The organism is Bacillus sp. BF2-3, assembly GCF_008368795.1.
Classification (GTDB): domain Bacteria; phylum Bacillota; class Bacilli; order Bacillales; family Bacillaceae_G; genus Bacillus_A; species Bacillus_A cereus.
The window spans coordinates 34,788-52,029 of record NZ_QOSA01000023.1; the positions used below are offsets into that span (position 1 = coordinate 34,788).

Sequence of the window (17,242 nt, forward strand, 5' to 3'; positions counted from 1 at the left end):
TTGTTTTTCTATTTACATTTCTATTACTTCACCACTTCATTTATTATATCTATTATTTGATGAATTCCCTCATCATTTGTTTTCTTATATCCATTCATGTTTTGAATATATTTCTCCTTATTTGTATACAACTTATTTACTGCATGTATAAATGTATTCGTACTTACTCTGTCTTGGAGTATAACTTCCGCATATCCTTGCCGTGAAAAATATTCAGCATTTAAAACTTGATCTCCCCTACTGGAACTGTTAGTTAACGGGATAAGCAACATCGGTTTCTTCAAAAATAACAATTCAGAAATAGCAGTAGAACCCGCTCTAGAAACTACAACACTTGCCATATTTAGTATATGCGGCAACTCGTCGCCTATATATTCAAATTGCATATATCCCTCCATGCCAATAGATGGGTCTATCTTCCCTTTACCACATATATGAATAATATTAAAGTTTAATAGTATTGTATCTAAACATTCCCTTACCATATCATTTATCCACTTAGCACCTTGACTCCCACCCATAATTAATAATACTGGTTTATCTTGCTGAAATTCACAATATCTTCTTCCTCGTAATACGTTACCCTTCTCAATTTCTTCCCTTACAATTGGTCCTACATAAACCTTCTTCTCATTACTTACATTCTCTCCTGTCTGAGGAAATGTTGTGCATAGCTTTGTAGCAAAAGGTAATGCTATTTTATTGGCAAGCCCTAATGTGCTATCTGGTTCACGTATAATTATAGGCACACGATTTAACCATGCTCCTATAGCTACAGGAACTGAAACAAATCCTCCTGCTGAAAAGATAACGTCAGGCTTTGTTTTCTTAATTAAATTATAACTTTGTAAACAACCGCGTATAATTTTAAAAGGATCTTTAAAATTCTCCCAATCCCAATATCTCCTAAGCTTTCCCGTTGAAACACTATTGTATTTAACATTTTGCACTAATGATTTTTCAATTCCATTTTTGGATCCAATATACTCGACTCTCCAGCCTTTCTCTATAAATTTAGGAATTAATACAATATTAATCATAACGTGTCCGGCTGTACCGCCCCCAGTAAAAAGAATCGTTTTGCTCATAACTTATACCCACCTTTATTATTAAAAATCTAGCTTTCTCTTTACCTTTTAAATGTAAATAAACTTATTATTTTTTATATAAATCTTTAACTCCACCTCTATATCTTGTAAAAGATCGTTAATGAGTTCATAAAAATCATTTCCATACTCACTACACTCGTATTGAGCAAAGATTTGAATCACATATCTAGTTTCCGTCTCTAATGCTGACTTTATTCGATTAACCCTTTTTTCTTCTACATACGCTTGATATTTATGTATTGCCTCATAAATAAGCAATACATGCGCTTCTTCATCTCTCCAGTCCAGCGTATCAACAATTGAAAGAAATAGCGTATTTTGATTATCTATTACTTCATAACCATTCATATATTTCTTACACCCTTTTTTGTTTTTCATTGCACGCAGATGTCACTACACTTCGCATACTCAAGTACATCTTTTAATGATTGATGAAATTCAATTTCTGGGATCCAACCTAAATTTTTTATTTCCTCTGTTGCTAAACTCTCATTTGAGTCGCTCCCACTTTTCTCTGTTTCCTCTATAAAAAAATTTAGCTGTGTTAATTCTTTATATTGTTCTAGTACATCTAATAAAGATCGTTTTACTCCTGATCCGATATTATATTGTTTTCCATTTATTCCATCTCGTAATAACACATGATACGCTTTGACCGCATCACGTACATCTAGAAAATCTCTACTATCTTTCAAACTGTTTACTTCGATAATAGCCTTACTTCTACCTGATTCTATATCTATTATTTTCTTTGCGAGAATCGAACAAATACCATTCGATACCCCTGGACCAATTAAGTTTGAGGGCTTTGCAATGATAATATTTGAATCCATTAATCCTCCCCAAGCCTCTGCAATAATGACTTGCATCGTTTTACTTAAACTATATGGATTTGAAATTTTCATTTCGTTCATACTATCTGCTTGCAAAGCAGATCCTATAACTAATGTTCTACAATGCGAGGCTTCTTGCTTAATTGCTTCTAATAAATATAACGTTCCTATTACATTAATCTCTATATACTCAAGAGCAGCTGTCCAAGATTCTATAACCGAATTCCTTCCCGCTAAATGCAATACGTAGTCTGGCTTTATTTGTTTCATTACCTTCATTACTTCGCTCTTATTAGTTAAATTACACGTAATACCATTTCTAATTTTTTCTCTATGTGCACGATTTTGAAACATAGGAATTACATGAAAGCCCTGCTCTAAAAAATAGTGGCAAGCATGGCGGCCTGTGAAACCATTTGCACCAGTTATTAAAAGGCTCGCATTTTTTTTCATCGCAAAAACCCTCCTTTTAATAGCATTTGTTTCACCTCATGTTTTGCAAGTAAATCTTGTTGAGAACTAAAACTCTTCACATCCACTAGCGGATAGCTAGAATAATATTCTTGAAGTCCTTCGATAGGAATCGTCGGTAGTACCACAAAATAATTTTGATCAAAACTTATACTTGTTTTACTCTCTACCTCAGATAGAAGCATTTCACTTAATTTTTCACCCGGTCTTATCCCTACCTCTTTCACCTTAATATTTTCTTTTTTTGAATCTTCAATTAATATTTCCGCTAAATCTGTTATTTTACATGCCGGCATTTTCATAACAAAGATTTCCCCGCCTCTACCTTGATATACGGCTTTAAATAACAATCCAACAGCATCTTCAACTGTTAAGAAAAATCTAGTCATATTCGCATCGGTAATCCCTACTTCTGAAGATCTTTTAATTTGTTGTTTAAAAAGCGGTACTACACTTCCACTCGTTCCTAAAACATTTCCACCACGAACACAAATGAATTTTGTTTTCTTCGTTTGTATATTCGCATGAACCATTAATTTTTCACCAATTGCTTTTGTCATCCCATACGTATTTGATGGATCAGCTGCTTTATCCGTTGAAACATATATAACTTTTTCAACTTGCATCTGTGTAGAGGCTTCAATTACATTTTGCGTACCATGTATGTTAGTTTTTATAGCTTCATAAGGATAATACTCACATACTGGAACGTGTTTTAAAGCTGCAAGATGGAATACATAATGTACACCTTGGCATGCATAGACTAGTTGATCTTTATCACGAATATCTCCAATAATAAATTTTAGCCTATGATCATTTATAAACTGTTGCTGCATTTCAAACTGAACCGTTTCATTTCTTGAAAAAACTCTAATTTCTTTCGGTGATTTTTCTAATAGTTGTTTTATAAGTTCATGCCCCCACGAACCTGTACCACCAGTAATTAAAATTATTTTATTTAACATTCCTTTTCCTCCTACGAAACATCTCAATTTAAATAATATTTATTGAATTATTTTCAATTGATTCAAATCATAATCGTCGTTTGTTACATTTAATTGACAAAATAAAAAAACAGAAACTATTAAACTTAGTTTCTGTTTTTCATTTCACCTCACAACAGTAAGATTTTCCATACTGTTTGCATGATAAATAAATTCCTTGTAAAAAAACACCGCTCATTTATTTCTTATACTCGTAATAAAATAAATAGAATGATTCATAGCCAATAATCATGTTTAAATTTATGAAAAAGGGAGGTAACGGAATGGACCGAAGCAATTCAAATCATACATATAACGGACCTTCCAAAGCACTGCCTCTCTCCCTATTCGACGTAAAAAATGAATTAAAACAAAAAAGCAAACTTATTCCTTCTGATACCATGTATAAATTAACGAAAGAAGAGCAACTCATCATCAACAAAATAAAAATACAAACAGAACAGCTAAATAAAAATAATGTTACAAGAACACGCGCATACTACCAATTTTACATTCAATATCCAGAAATACATTGGGCACTGCTTGGACATATGGTATCACGTAACGGCGGTTGGAATATGACTGATTTAAAGGGGGATTTATATACGAGAATTTTATCAGAGAAAGATCAATTCATATTTTTTTCTTTTTTAGAAAAAGGGAATTGGCTTATTTTCCAAGATGTATACCCTCAATTTTTACTTTACGAACAAAGTGTAAAGAGATCACAAAAGTTATTTCACCTTCTCCCTCACCTAAATGTTTCTACATTTATGGAAACGATGTGGCACCATTTTTGGAAAACAGGTAACAAAAAAACTTTAGCGATTGCCACTATTATTAATGAACAAAACTACTTAGAAAAAAGAGTGATTCAAAATGTACAATTTAAAAAGACTGTACTAAATAGTATTGGATTTAAACTCTTTGATTTCTTTCAGTTTAATCATATTCTTTTCCCATTCTACGAAAATGATAAGAAACAAAAAGTATTACTATTTGGTGATACAATGAAACATTTCACTTCCTTACATGAACGGATATTAATTGGAAAAAGATTGTACTCATTATTATTTCGAGATACACATGTTTTATCTCAAATAATAAGCTGGGCTCAACACCATCCACATACAGGATCAAGGAAAGATTACTGGCCCCATTTATTTTCAAGTGTAAATGAATCTTTTTCCCGTGAGTTTTATAAGCGCCGAATAAAGAAATGCCAGTTACGAAATGGCGCTTATCGCATATACAGCCCTGCACTCATCTATGCATGGCGAGATATTAAGCATGAAGAAGTTGACAGTGAAGATTGGTTTACCGATTGGCAAGTTGTAAATTACTTAGTTGATAAGGAGGAAAATATAAATGGACAAATTACAGAAGACTACTGCAAAACACTCGAAAAAATTGAACTCGCCATTCTCGCAAAGAAAAATGTCCTCCTCCGAGAAGAAGAATGAGTTTCTAGCATTAGTAGTTACAATCTTTCTCTCTTCTATTATTGGAACTTGCTTAGATGCCTTTTTTGTTCATAAACAAATATATTCCTTTCCGGCTAGGCCCTTCTCATCCACATTTTCGGTTAATATAGCTTTTACATTGTTCGTACTGCCGATTTTAACAGTTATCTTTATACACATTTCAAAAAAATTATCTAACGTTTCTAGAATTTTATTTATTATTTCAATCGGTATTTGTGCTAGCCTTTTTGAACAGATTGCTGAAAGTTTAGGTTTATTTGTACATAACGCGAATTGGAACCATACATATTCTTTATTTGGTTATATGATTTTTCATTCTTTTATTTGGAACGTATATAATTGGATAAAAAAATAAAGAGACCATTATAGGTCCCTTCTTAAGCATACTCTTCCGTTATTGCTAATGGTGCCAATGTTTGAAGGCTTTTAGAGCGTAAACGATAGGCAACGACTTTCTTCTTATATTGCTTAATGACATCAACATGTTCTTCATAGCTATATAGCGAAAATCTAATCTCTTTATTCCCTTTCTTCGTATCAATGACTATGGGTGTCCCTTCTCCGTGCGGCGGGAAATAATGTTTATCTAAAAACAAAGCCTCATTAAATTCATGAATAACTTGTAGTTTCATTTCTCCCTCTATATTTTTTCCATCTATCGATATAGAAGTATTTTCCGCCTCAAGCTTTTGATGCAATTCAAATTTACTAATAATTGATTCCACAACAGAAGTGGGCATGCTAGAAACTAATACTTTAATAGCTCCAAAAACAAATAATGTAACTATAAACCATGTTGTCATTGTTATCATCTCCATTACATTTAAAAAATAAATTTCGTTCCATACGGTATTAGTATACTAATGAGTATTCCAGTTACAATCATCGTTACCGAACCGATTGTCGCCTCTTTCTCGCCTTCCTTCACGAGACGGCTCACACCGATAATATGTGATGCACAGCCCATTCCAACTCCTTTTCCAATCGTACTTGTTATACTGAAAAACTTAAGTACTGTTGGTCCGATAATAGCGCCTGTTATTCCTGCAACAACTACAAAACTAGAAGTCATAGATGGAATACCACCAATTTGATCCGCTAATGATAGGGCAATAGGCATCGTTGCTAACTGTGGTAAAGTAGTTAATATAAGTTCCTTATCTATATTTAAAATTCCGCCAATCACTACATTCATACTCGTTACAGCCACTATACCTATCACTACTCCAATAAGTATCGATAAAAAATTTTTCATAAGTATCTTTCGCTCTTTAAATAGAGGTATGGCTAATGCTACAATTGCAGAGCTCAATAAGCTTGAAAGAATGTCTCCTCCATTTTCCCTATACTCATGATGAGAAATACCAAAAATGAAAAATAAACAAATCATAATTGCCGTAACTGTTAACACCAGTAACGTAAATGCAAACGTAAATTTTTTATATAGCTTTGTCGCCAAGAAATAAATTGCTACAGTAATAATAATTAAGACCATTTGAATCGTGCACCTTGTCGATTTTATTTTTTTGTTGTTATTAATAATTGACTTATATACCCTGAAACAATCAAAGTTACTACAGTACTTGCAACTACTAAAAGGAATATAATACTCTCCTTACTGAAAAGAAAAGACCCGTATTCCATGAGCCCTGTTGTCGAAGGGATTAAAAATAACGGTAAAAATACGATTAACTTTTCCGCACCTAACTCAAACCATTTTAACGGTAAAACGCGAGTGGAAAGGAGCAGGAACAGTATTAACATCCCTATTAAACTTCCTGGCATTGATAGATGGAATACTCCTTGAATCCACGTACCCACTAGGCTAAATACATATAGCACGCCTACTTGAAGTAAAAGCGTCACGTACTTCATTTCTTTCCCTCATTTCACTATCACACATCCATATTATGAAATCTCATTTAGCGTGTCGGCAAACCGTTTAATTCCAAGTTGAATTTGTTCTATATTCGCTCTACCAAACGTAAATCGTATATATTCATTTTTCGAACCTAAAACACTGCCCGGAACAAATGCGACACCATTCTGTATAGATTCACCTAATAAGTGATATTCATCAAACTTTCCTTTCACTTTACACCATACATGTATTCCACCCTCTGGCACGAAACATTCAACTCGGTCTCCCAATGTTCCTTCAAGCTCTGCAATTAATACATCTCTTCTTTGCTTCAATTGTCCACGAAGTATCGTAATATGTTTATGGAAATCCTTTGATTCTAAAAATTGATTTGCTACCCACTGCGTAAATACACTATGGCCAAAATCAACTTGTTGCTTTGCATCTGCTAAACGCTCAATTACACGTGTAGGACCAATTATCCATCCAATACGTAATCCTGATGCAACAATTTTTGATAATGAACTTATATAAAGAACATTTCCATTTTGGTCCATTGATTTTAATGTCGGGTTCACTTCTCCATTAAAAGAGATTAAACTATACGGATCATCTTCTACAATTGGTATACCGAACTCAGAAGACAGTTCTAAATTTTTTTTACGTCTCGCTAATGAAAGCACAGTCCCCGTCGGATTCTGATAATCTGGATTCAAAAACACCATACGAATGCGATGCTTTTTGTGCAAATCGATTAAGTCATCTGGATTCATTCCATGCTCATCAACAGGTAAATGAAATATGTTCAAACCGGCCGATTTAAACATTGGAAGCGAAAAACAATACGAAGGATCTTCAATCGCGATCGCATCACCAGGTTTTAATAAACATTGAACGATAAGATTAAGCGCCTGTTGTGCTCCTGACGTAATAAGAATAGAGCTTGAATCTGCTTCAATTTGTTTATATTGCTGAACATGTGCTGCAATTGTTTTTCTCAACATCTCATTTCCAAGTGGATGATCATAACCGAGGTTTTCCATAAATGTTTTCTCCGACAAAATTGTTCGAAATCTATCACTTGGAATTAATTCTGGTGACAGTTCACCGCTTGCTAAATTAATTAAATCATCTTTTTGTGTTTCCGTTCGAATTTGTTGAACGAGTGGTACGTTAGGTAAGAACGATCCATCCTCCACGTACCTACCCCAGTTCGGTATTCGTTTATGTGAGACACCCCATATGTCTGTATTGACCCGTGTTCCGCTTCCCTTTTGCCGTTCTACTACTCCAAGTGATTTTAATTCTTCATACGCAGCTACTATTGTACTCCGGTTCACCTGTAATTCCTTTGCTAACATACGCTCAGAAGGTAACTTACTATCAGAAGGAAATTCACCTGAAGAAATGCCTCTTTCAATATAATCCGCAATTTGTTTATATACAGGTGTCTTATCTGCACGATTTGGTTTCCATTCCATCTAGTTTCCTCCTTTCAAAACGAACTATCCTCATTTTTTACTAACAGTATTCACCGTAAAAATAGTATTAATTAGTCACATTTTCTTATCCGTAAATGGATATATCCAAAATGGTTCTCTTTCTGATTACTCAATAGCTTCTGAAATTCCAACTTCATACTCTCATTTCAATTCTTTTACAAACTATTAAATCATTACCGCGTACCATGTTACCCCGGCCAGTAGAACAAAAAGAAGAAGAATATAGATTGCAGATAAGTTTTTCACATTTCTTTTTGTAGACTTACCGTAATTCTCCTCCACGTTTCTTGCAACTAGTACAGTCCCAAATAGCGATACAATTACAATAATAACGACTAGGGAAATTGCAAAACTCATTGTCTTTTCACCTCTCTAAGACCCATCTATTTTAATTAAAGAACTTACATAAAAAACCTTCCTCTTTAAAACGTCGATAACATACTACCTTTCTTCTCTTATCATAATAGATGTTTACAAAAAGCGGACCAACCACTTTCATGTTTTTTTGCTCATCCACTTAAAAAATAAAAAGCAACTGATTACTTAGGACCAGTTGCTTTTTTCACACGATAATTTTTCATTTAAAATTAATTCGATTTAAAAGTTTCGCCTTTTCATAATGAAACATCGACTGAGATAACTCAAAAATTGTTCCATTTACAAGATACACTGTATTTTCAATAAGAAGCGCCGGATCACCTTCATTTAATTCTAAAAGCTGTGCATTTTCTTTATTTACTTTTTCACAACTAATAACTTTATCAGCAAAACCAATATTTAATCGTAAATCTTCAATGAAATAACTGTATACAGAGCTTAATGCTATTTCTTCGTTCAAATATGGAATAATATCCTTTTTGAAATAACTTACTTCAATAGAGAATGGTTTAGCATCTACAATTCTTAAGCGCTTCAAAAAATACAACCTAGTTCCAGCTTCGCATTGCATCCGCTTTGCTATCTCTTCGTCCGCATCTATTACTTCCAGCTCTAACACTTTCGTTTCAATATTTTGTGAAACAAGATTTTTCGTTAATCCACGTAAACTTCCTAAATTAATGTAATCTGTTACAGAAGTTTCGCGTAAAAACATGCCACTACCTTGCACTTGAAAAATATAACCTCTATTCACAAGCTGACTAATTACTTTACGTATCGTATTACGGCTTACTTCAAATCGATTCATCAACGCTTCTTCTGTAGGTAGTTTTTTCGTTTCATTAAAAAGCCCATCTCGAATGTTTTGCTCTAACACATCTGCAATTTGTTTATACTTTGCACTCATACACTTTCTCCTAAAATACGCTTTTATCTGTTATAACTCTTCCCCTCTCGTTTCGACCACACGTTTATACCAATGAAACGAAAGTTTCTTCTTACGTTTTAAGTTATCATTATGATCGACAAAAATAAAGCCATATTGCTTTTTATATCCATTTAACCAACTTAAAAGATCAATCACTGACCATGCATAATAACCTTTTAAGTTAATTCCCTCTTCAATTGCACGCTTCATTACTTTTAAATGCGCTTCAATAAATTTAATTCTCGGAACATCTACAATTTCTCCGTCAATGATTGGATCTTCATCACCAAGTCCATTTTCCGTTACATACATCTTTATGTCACCGTAACGCGCTTTCAACATATGCAATCCCTCTAAGAAACCTTCGGGAGATATTTCCCATCCCCATTTTGTATATGTTTTATCATCCATTTTAACTGTTCGATAAAAACCATCAAAAGAAGGGTTACCTGGAGCAAGCGTTGAGTTTTCTCGAGAATGTTCCTCACTCTTTATATCCATATCGTATCTTTCTACTCGTATTGGTTGATAATAATTCAAGCCAATAAAATCATTTTCTTCTGCATTTTGTTTAATGATTTCTAATTCTTCAACCGTCCAATTAGGAGTCCATCCTTTTTCCTTTAATTGTTGTACAACATAAGACGGATACTCGCCTTTTAAAATTGGATCATAATACCAATACGTTTCATATTCATTCGCATGATTTGCTGCTTGTATATTTTCTTTTTGATCATCCACACTATAAGCTGGTAAGAAAACATGTGTAATCCCAATCTCACCATATTGTTTCAGCTGCTTGTACACCGCAACTGTTTTCGCGTGTGCATAAAATACATAATGAGTCGCTTGAAAATACTTTGGAACATCATTTTGTATTCCTGGTGGATGTGCACCTTTTAAATAACCTAATCCACAAAACATTACGGTCTCATTAAAAGTAATCCAATGCTTAACTCTGTCACCAAATGCCTTAAAACAAGTTTCTGCATATTTTACGAAAGCCTCTGCTGTTCTTTTATTCGTCCATCCACCATCTTTTTCTAACGGTAATGGTAAATCCCAATGATATAAAGTGACAAACGGCACAATCCCGTATTTTAAACATTCATCAATTAAGTTGTTATAAAATTCAATCCCTTTTTCATTTACCTTTCCATCTCCAGTCGGCAATATTCTCGCCCAAGAAATAGAAAAACGATACGATTCTAATCCCATCTCAGCCATTAAGCGAACATCTTCCTTATATCGATGATAATGATCAACAGCTACATCACCATTTGTTCCATTGTATGTTTTGCCAGGAATTTTTGAAAACTCGTCCCAATTCGTAACACCTTTTCCATCTTCATTCCATGCACCTTCTACTTGATAAGAAGCTGAAGCAGCTCCGAATAAAAAATCATGTGGAAACTTCATAGTATATACCTCCATTTCATTACAACAAATCAAATTCAATCATACATATAAAATTTATAGGTACAAATTTTATATGTATGATTATATCTTATGTTTTTATTTTTTTCTATTATAAAAGTACAATTTATATTGTTGGTTATTGGAAAAGAAATAAGAAGCGATATATTTTATCGCTTCTCACTCTCATCATCTTTATTCTTTTATTAATGACTTATTCGCTCTTATAACTTCTTGATACAATAATGGTGACCACTTTTCATTTATGTAGTCTTGAATTACCCAGCCTACTCTCGCAGGATTCTTTTGTTTTATATGGTTTGCAATTTCAGGATTTATATAAGAGGCATAGTAATATGGACTATTCCATGCTGTACCACCAGAAGACAAGCTTGTAAAATTTATATATAGATGATTTAAATCCTCGCTATTGTTCATCGTTTCATTCATTGTATCTTTAATAGATTTTACTTTCTCATCATAACTCACTTTATATTTATCTTGTACTGTTACATTTACATTTTGATTTACAGTTGTGGTAAACGTCTCATTATCTGGCCAATAAAAATTATTATATCCTCCAGATTCATTACTACCACTATATCTTTTTAGTAGTACAATTTTCCCACGAGCATCTCCAAGTTTTATATTTCCTTCTGTTTTTAAAAAGATAGGATCAACAAAATAATTTTTTTCAAACGTACTACTAAATGAACCTTCTGCCCCTTTCATATCCTCATACTCTTTTTTTAAAGACATAATAATCGTTTCACTCGGGTTATCTCTTAAAAATTGTTTCGCTTCGTTTATGAATTCATGCAGTGTTACATAAAGATATAATGGCCCATGATGAAGAACTATCGTATTATCATCTGTTAAACGTCCTCTTATATCAAAAATGCGAGCTCCATGGTCCATTTGATAGCGAAAATCATATTCTTGCGTCATTCCCCATACTTGCTTAATCGGATTTTGCAACTTGAACGTCCCACTATCGTGTGTTCCTGGAATTGAAATTCGTGCTAACGGGATATTATCAGGTATAGGTTGCATCCATTTCGACCAATTTTCAAGCTCATTAACAGAGCTAGCTGCAACTACTTGCTTATCATGTAAAGCAAATACAAATGTGATAAATATTGTACTACATATGAATAATTTCAAAATTAACTTCTTATTGCTCATTATTATCCCTCTCTTTTTCTGTTTTTATATCAAACTTATTGAATATAATATAAGCTAGTTCAGAAAAAATAAATAACATTTCATCAATATGAAATATTGCATAGAAGTAAAGTTAAAAAATCATTCACATATACTAAATTAGAAAAATTTAAAGGAACTTCATCTGAAGTTCCTTTTACTTATTTTATGTTCAATACGTATGAACCATCTGTATTCTCATATTTATAGACGTATAAATAATATTTACCTGGCTTTGCATTATAAGTTCCTTTAACTACATTGCCTTCATTTTCACCATATGCTACATAGTTATTTAAATCTGATTCATGATGAAGTACCCATGTCATTCCGATATTTTGTTCATTTAGTAGAGAAATATTAATATTTTCCGGCGAGTCAATTTGGAAAGTAAATACATCTACTCTATCACTATTATGTAGCATTCCTTTCACCGGTGTATGAAAGTTAACTTTATTTGCCTGTCTAGGCTCATTATTTGGTTCATTTTCTGTTACTTGTAATTCATTCCCACCGTTTGGTTTTCTTTGTTCATAGCCTAAGTTTACTAGTATAGACTTCAAATCTGGTAAAACACCAATTTTATCTGCATATGGATCTTTAGATTTTGTTCCTGTGCTCTGGTTGCTTAATATTGCTCTTAGTTCACTAGGTCTATATGGTTGTCCTAAATTTTCTTTAGCAATGCTTTGTACTAAAGTCGCTGCCCCAGCAATAATTGGCGAGGCACTAGATGTTCCGCTAAAGCTTGAAGTATATAGATTTACAGCACTTCTACTTTGTTCAGCTGTAGTTGTATCTACATTTTCTCCCCATCCGTACACATCAATACGGCTTCCATAATTCGAAAACCACATACGTTCATGAGGGAAAGATGAAGAGCCAGCGCCTACCATAATTGCACCCGAATCTTTAAAATCTTTACTATTACGATTTAAGACTTGCTTACCTTTTCTATCTTTGAACTGGTCTAAATCATTCCACCCATTTGCTCCAGCCTCTATAATTACAATCCCTTTATCTGTACCAGCACGAATTGCATCAAAAATATCTGGTTGTACTTCAACAGGTAAATATTTATCACCATATCCATCAAAGGATGCTTGCGCCTCTAATAATAAAACATCCCCAGCTTCTAACTGATTTACAGCGCTTAATATTGCATCAGCCGTATTATACTGTCCGTTATCTCTTATTTGAGAGATAACCTTTGCTTTCGCTTTTGGCGCAATCCCAATATTCCCGACTTCATTGTCCTCAGAGGATACAATTCCTAGTACAGACGTCCCATGACCGACATGCTGATCTATATTTCTTCCAGACATTAATTCAATATTTTGATGTAATAAATCCTCATGATTTAATAGCCATCCGTATTCCATATCAACAAAAGTAATACCATTTCCATTACCGCCTTGAATTCCCCAGGCGAAAGGCGCATTAATACCGTATGGGGCTGCTTCAAGATAACCTTGTTTTTTAAATCTAGGATTGTTATTAGGATTAAGAGCTACACTTGATGATTGCACTTCAGGTGGCATTATTTTCTCTTGTTTCTTCATATACGCATCTTCTATTAAAGAAGATGCCTTTAACTTATCTACTATTTCTTCTTCATACCCACTATTTTGATTTTGAAGAATATAGTAGTTTAATAGACTTGTAGATACATGATTAGGTGCTTTCACTTCAAGGTTTTGTATTTGTTCCGGGCTTACAGATGTGAATAAACGAGTAAATGTTACATCTGGATATTCTGTCAAAAGATCTTTTATTATTTTATCATTCGTTTGAGATTGTATTTGTTTTTCAATACCATCTTCATATGGCAAATCCAAATCCGCTTTAAATTTTACAATGATTTGCTTATCTGTTTCTTGTTCTATCCCTAATTTACTCTGCTGTTCTATAGAATCAGCATATACACTATTGATAGTGCCTCCTGTTCCTAAAAGTGTTGTAATGATTACAGTTGACGCACACATTTTTTGAAATATTTTCATTACATCAATCCTCCTATTAATAATTATTAATCATTATATTAATCTATAATGATTAATTCTATAACGTATTCCCTTTCTACTAAATAGATTATAGTAATCAGAAATATGAACTTCAATGTATTTTCATATGCAATATTTCATATTCTGACTCTACACTAAACGAATATGAAACTTATAGTGATTATTTATTTTATATGTGCTAATATACTTACATTAATATATTACGCATATACACATTTCAAACTACATTACTTAATCGTTTCACCTTAATTTTTTCTTAGGAGGATTTACAATGAAATTACTAAAAATAAAACATATAATTCCTTTATCTGCGGCCGCAATTACATTCGTATGTAGTCAAAGTACAGCTGAAGCTTCTACCATTCATACAGTAAAAAAGAACGATACACTTTGGGGCATTAGTAAACAATACGGAGTTTCAATACAATCCATTAAACAGGCTAATAATAAAGGAAACGATAAAACCTTTATTGGCGAACAGTTACATATTCCAGGGTCCGTGAAATCAAATGAAATCACTGTTCCTCAAAATGCCAAGCCTGCGAACATTTCTGAACAAATTATTTATCAAGTACAACCGGGAGATTCATTAGAAACGATAGCAAAGCGTTACAATGTCACTGTCCAATCTATAAAACAAATGAACAATACAGTCGGAAACAAGCTTTATACAGGACAACATTTAAAAATCAACTCAAGTATTTCACAAAAAGAAAAAGACTTAATGGCACGCTTAGTTACCGCTGAAGCAGGTGGCGAATCCTATAAAGGAAAAGTAGCAGTAGCCAAAGTTATACTAAATCGTGTAAATGCAAAAGGTTTTCCAAATACAATAACAGGCGTTATTTATGAACCTATTAAATACGGATATGCATTTACTCCTGTTACAGATGGAAGAATTAATCAACCTGCAAGTGCAGAAGCAAAAATGGCTGTAGAAGAGGCTATCTCCACAAATGGAGTAGATTCAGACTGGATTTATTTCTACAATCCAAAAACATCAACGGACAAGTGGATTACGACACGTCAAACAGTAGCAGTAATTGGTAATCATGTTTTTGCTAAATAAGATTTAAAATCATTAACAGACCTCTTCACTTAAAAGGTCTGTTTTTTTCTATGTAAGATGTTATTAATCATATGACATAGTTATTTTTTAAACTGTTTCTTCTTTCAAATAAAAATTTTTGTATTTACTCCACCACTCGTAGAAATTAATAAAGCATCAAGTTCAAAAACTCCCACTTTATTAATAAAAGCTATTTCTTAACTTCATAAAATTGTTATACACTAGAAAAATAAAAAACAAACTATTCGTTAGCAGGTGGAAGAATATGTATGATGTTACGATTATCGGCGCTGGAGTAAGTAGCATTTTTATGGCTTATTCACTAGCTAAAAGTAACAAAAAAGTTTTAATTCTTGATAAAGGTAAAGCGCTAGAAGATCGCCATTGTCCTTTAGACGAAGGAAAAGTGTGTAATTGTACTACATGTGATAAATATTTCGGGTTTGGTGGTTTAGGCAAATCTGAAGGGAAATTTAATTATACAAACGGATTTGGCGGAGAACTTGAGAAAAAAGTCGGTAAAGAGGGTTTTTTACAACTCATGGCTGAAGTAGATGAAATTCTATGTCAGTTTGGTGGAAGTTCGGTTTCAAAATATTCTACTGAAAATTCAAGTCTCACTAAGAGAGCTGAAGCGTGTGGTTTACAAATGCTAACAACAGAAGTAAGACATCTTGGTACTACACTTTCCAGTAACATTTTTCAGCAGCTCTATGAATTTTTACTGACGAAAATAAAGATTCAATTTCATATAGATGTACAACATATTCTGAAACAGGAAGATCATTTTACAATAGATACAAATCAAGGAACAGTTCAAACTAAGCAACTAGTATTTGCAACTGGGCGCTCTGGGGCCGATTGGTTAAAAGAAATGTGCAGTTCCCTAAATATTTCTCAGGAGCAAACACGTGTAGATTTAGGAATTAGAGTAGAAATGAAAGAACATCAATTACGTTCTATATTAAAAGATACTTTTGAAACAAAACTTTCTTATCAAGGTGAGCATTTCACAGCAACTACTTACTGTATGAATCCAAAAGGACGCATCATTCGAAAGTACGAAGAAGGTTTAGTTATGCCTGACGGTCAAAATTTTCGAGAGCAAGGAACTGGCACTTCTAATTTAAATTTCACTTTATTTATTCCTAGCTATTTTCCAACTCTCAAAGAAGCAAATGTATACGCAAGTTCAATTATTAAAGGCATTAACCAAGGACGAGATCGGATTGTTATACAGCGCTTAGAGGACTTACTAAAGAAACAACCTACGGCGGAAAACAGCATGGAACATAGCCGTATACAGCCTACACTACAGGGGGATTATGGAGATTTGAATCAAGAAATTCCTCAATTATATATTGAAGGGCTCAAAGAATTTTTATTACGTTTAGAACAATTTATACAAGAACCTATTGATCAACATACTTTACTATATGGAATTGATGGAAAGTTCTATGCTCCTACGATAAAAATTAATAATCATTTTGAAACTAGTATACATGGGCTATTTTTAATTGGAGATTGTTCAGGCGTTACGCATTCATTATCTCAAGCAGCTGCAAGTGGTCTGTATGTTGGAAAGTACTTATCTGACATTTAATTTCTATCATTAAAATGTCAGTCAAATATTTTCAATTTCAAAACACTTTACTTACATATAGTAAAATTATATTAATAAACCCCCTATCCTTCCCTGCTAATAATTAACCGACAAAAAATCGGGATTTTACAAAATACATATGTAATATAACTGTATATTTAAAACGATTGACATTCAATTCTAATAAATTGAATGTCAACAGTTTTAAAAGTCTCTATCCATTTTCACTTTTATTTGTTCGATATTTTGTAACATCATCATAGTGTTTAATATGGTAGGATGTCTATAAGTCAATTTCACTACAACTATGACTTGTTCTGCCCGTTTCTCAAAAAGAGTTATATTTATGCTACTACGCTTTAAAAATCCCCATTGTAT

Annotated in this window: 17 protein-coding genes; 4 read left to right on the forward strand and 13 right to left on the reverse strand. The window is 33.1% G+C overall.

What is annotated here, in order from left to right; translation table 11 throughout:
- Window positions 1-23 precede the first annotated feature (23 nt).
- Genes DN401_RS17550 through DN401_RS17565 form a run of 4 tightly spaced genes read right to left on the reverse strand, consistent with a single transcriptional unit; the run spans window position 24 to window position 3,378 of the window.
- On the reverse strand, window positions 24-1,088 hold the full coding sequence (locus DN401_RS17550) for an undecaprenyldiphospho-muramoylpentapeptide beta-N-acetylglucosaminyltransferase (RefSeq protein WP_000047561.1): 1,065 nt from the start codon (window positions 1,086-1,088) through the stop codon (window positions 24-26).
- A gap of 48 nt (window positions 1,089-1,136) precedes the next feature.
- Window positions 1,137-1,487 carry a DUF6572 domain-containing protein gene (locus DN401_RS17555; RefSeq protein ID WP_002164458.1) on the reverse strand — a complete coding sequence of 117 codons (351 nt, stop codon included), beginning with the start codon at window positions 1,485-1,487 and terminating at the stop codon, window positions 1,137-1,139.
- Entirely contained in the window at window positions 1,484-2,395 is a 912-nt protein-coding gene (locus DN401_RS17560; RefSeq protein ID WP_000739078.1) for an SDR family oxidoreductase, read from the reverse strand. The genes DN401_RS17555 and DN401_RS17560 overlap by 4 nt, the downstream gene beginning before the upstream one ends.
- The gene (locus DN401_RS17565; RefSeq protein WP_000932614.1) at window positions 2,392-3,378 is read right to left on the reverse strand and encodes a UDP-N-acetylglucosamine 4,6-dehydratase family protein; all 987 of its coding nucleotides are present in this window, start codon (window positions 3,376-3,378) and stop codon (window positions 2,392-2,394) included. Before DN401_RS17565 ends, DN401_RS17560 begins: the two co-directional genes overlap by 4 nt.
- A gap of 302 nt (window positions 3,379-3,680) precedes the next feature.
- Here DN401_RS17565 and DN401_RS17570 point away from each other — a divergent pair, with 302 nt between their 5' ends.
- Window positions 3,681-4,859: a DUF2515 domain-containing protein gene (locus DN401_RS17570; RefSeq protein WP_149287891.1), complete on the forward strand. Its 1,179-nt coding sequence runs from the start codon at window positions 3,681-3,683 to the stop codon at window positions 4,857-4,859.
- Window positions 4,834-5,235 (forward strand): CBO0543 family protein, encoded by a 402-nt coding sequence (locus DN401_RS17575; RefSeq protein ID WP_033666325.1) that lies wholly within the window; start codon window positions 4,834-4,836, stop codon window positions 5,233-5,235. The genes DN401_RS17570 and DN401_RS17575 overlap by 26 nt, the downstream gene beginning before the upstream one ends.
- 22 nt (window positions 5,236-5,257) lie before the next feature.
- Here DN401_RS17575 and DN401_RS17580 read toward each other — a convergent pair whose 3' ends face one another.
- The 9 genes from DN401_RS17580 to DN401_RS17620 all read right to left on the reverse strand — a co-directional run bounded on the left by DN401_RS17580 (window position 5,258) and on the right by DN401_RS17620 (window position 14,171).
- The gene (locus DN401_RS17580; RefSeq protein WP_000214634.1) at window positions 5,258-5,683 is read right to left on the reverse strand and encodes a YfmQ family protein; all 426 of its coding nucleotides are present in this window, start codon (window positions 5,681-5,683) and stop codon (window positions 5,258-5,260) included.
- Window positions 5,684-5,703: 20 nt separating this feature from the next.
- A complete protein-coding gene (locus DN401_RS17585) occupies window positions 5,704-6,375 on the reverse strand; it encodes an LrgB family protein (RefSeq protein ID WP_149287892.1) in 672 nt (223 codons plus the stop codon).
- Between the two features lie 23 nt (window positions 6,376-6,398).
- Window positions 6,399-6,755 (reverse strand): CidA/LrgA family holin-like protein, encoded by a 357-nt coding sequence (locus tag DN401_RS17590; RefSeq protein WP_000878488.1) that lies wholly within the window; start codon window positions 6,753-6,755, stop codon window positions 6,399-6,401.
- A 33-nt stretch (window positions 6,756-6,788) separates the two neighbouring features.
- Window positions 6,789-8,222, reverse strand: a complete 1,434-nt coding sequence (gene pdxR, locus DN401_RS17595) for a MocR-like pyridoxine biosynthesis transcription factor PdxR (RefSeq protein ID WP_149287893.1) — start codon at window positions 8,220-8,222, stop codon at window positions 6,789-6,791.
- A 186-nt stretch (window positions 8,223-8,408) separates the two neighbouring features.
- A complete protein-coding gene (locus tag DN401_RS17600; RefSeq protein WP_000006458.1) occupies window positions 8,409-8,600 on the reverse strand; it encodes a hypothetical protein in 192 nt (63 codons plus the stop codon).
- A gap of 220 nt (window positions 8,601-8,820) precedes the next feature.
- Window positions 8,821-9,528: a GntR family transcriptional regulator gene (locus DN401_RS17605; protein ID WP_001274912.1), complete on the reverse strand. Its 708-nt coding sequence runs from the start codon at window positions 9,526-9,528 to the stop codon at window positions 8,821-8,823.
- Window positions 9,529-9,558: 30 nt separating this feature from the next.
- A complete protein-coding gene (locus tag DN401_RS17610) occupies window positions 9,559-10,968 on the reverse strand; it encodes a glycoside hydrolase family 1 protein (RefSeq protein WP_000671629.1) in 1,410 nt (469 codons plus the stop codon).
- Between the two features lie 192 nt (window positions 10,969-11,160).
- Window positions 11,161-12,150, reverse strand: a complete 990-nt coding sequence (gene plcA, locus DN401_RS17615; RefSeq protein WP_149287894.1) for a phosphatidylinositol diacylglycerol-lyase — start codon at window positions 12,148-12,150, stop codon at window positions 11,161-11,163.
- Between the two features lie 179 nt (window positions 12,151-12,329).
- On the reverse strand, window positions 12,330-14,171 hold the full coding sequence (locus tag DN401_RS17620; RefSeq protein WP_000689195.1) for a S8 family peptidase: 1,842 nt from the start codon (window positions 14,169-14,171) through the stop codon (window positions 12,330-12,332).
- Between the two features lie 292 nt (window positions 14,172-14,463).
- Between DN401_RS17620 and DN401_RS17625 the strand changes: the two genes are divergently transcribed.
- Window positions 14,464-15,261 (forward strand): cell wall hydrolase, encoded by a 798-nt coding sequence (locus DN401_RS17625; RefSeq protein ID WP_000771005.1) that lies wholly within the window; start codon window positions 14,464-14,466, stop codon window positions 15,259-15,261.
- Window positions 15,262-15,526: 265 nt separating this feature from the next.
- On the forward strand, window positions 15,527-16,864 hold the full coding sequence (locus tag DN401_RS17630) for an NAD(P)/FAD-dependent oxidoreductase (RefSeq protein ID WP_000272405.1): 1,338 nt from the start codon (window positions 15,527-15,529) through the stop codon (window positions 16,862-16,864).
- The last annotated feature ends 378 nt before the right edge of the window (window positions 16,865-17,242 follow it).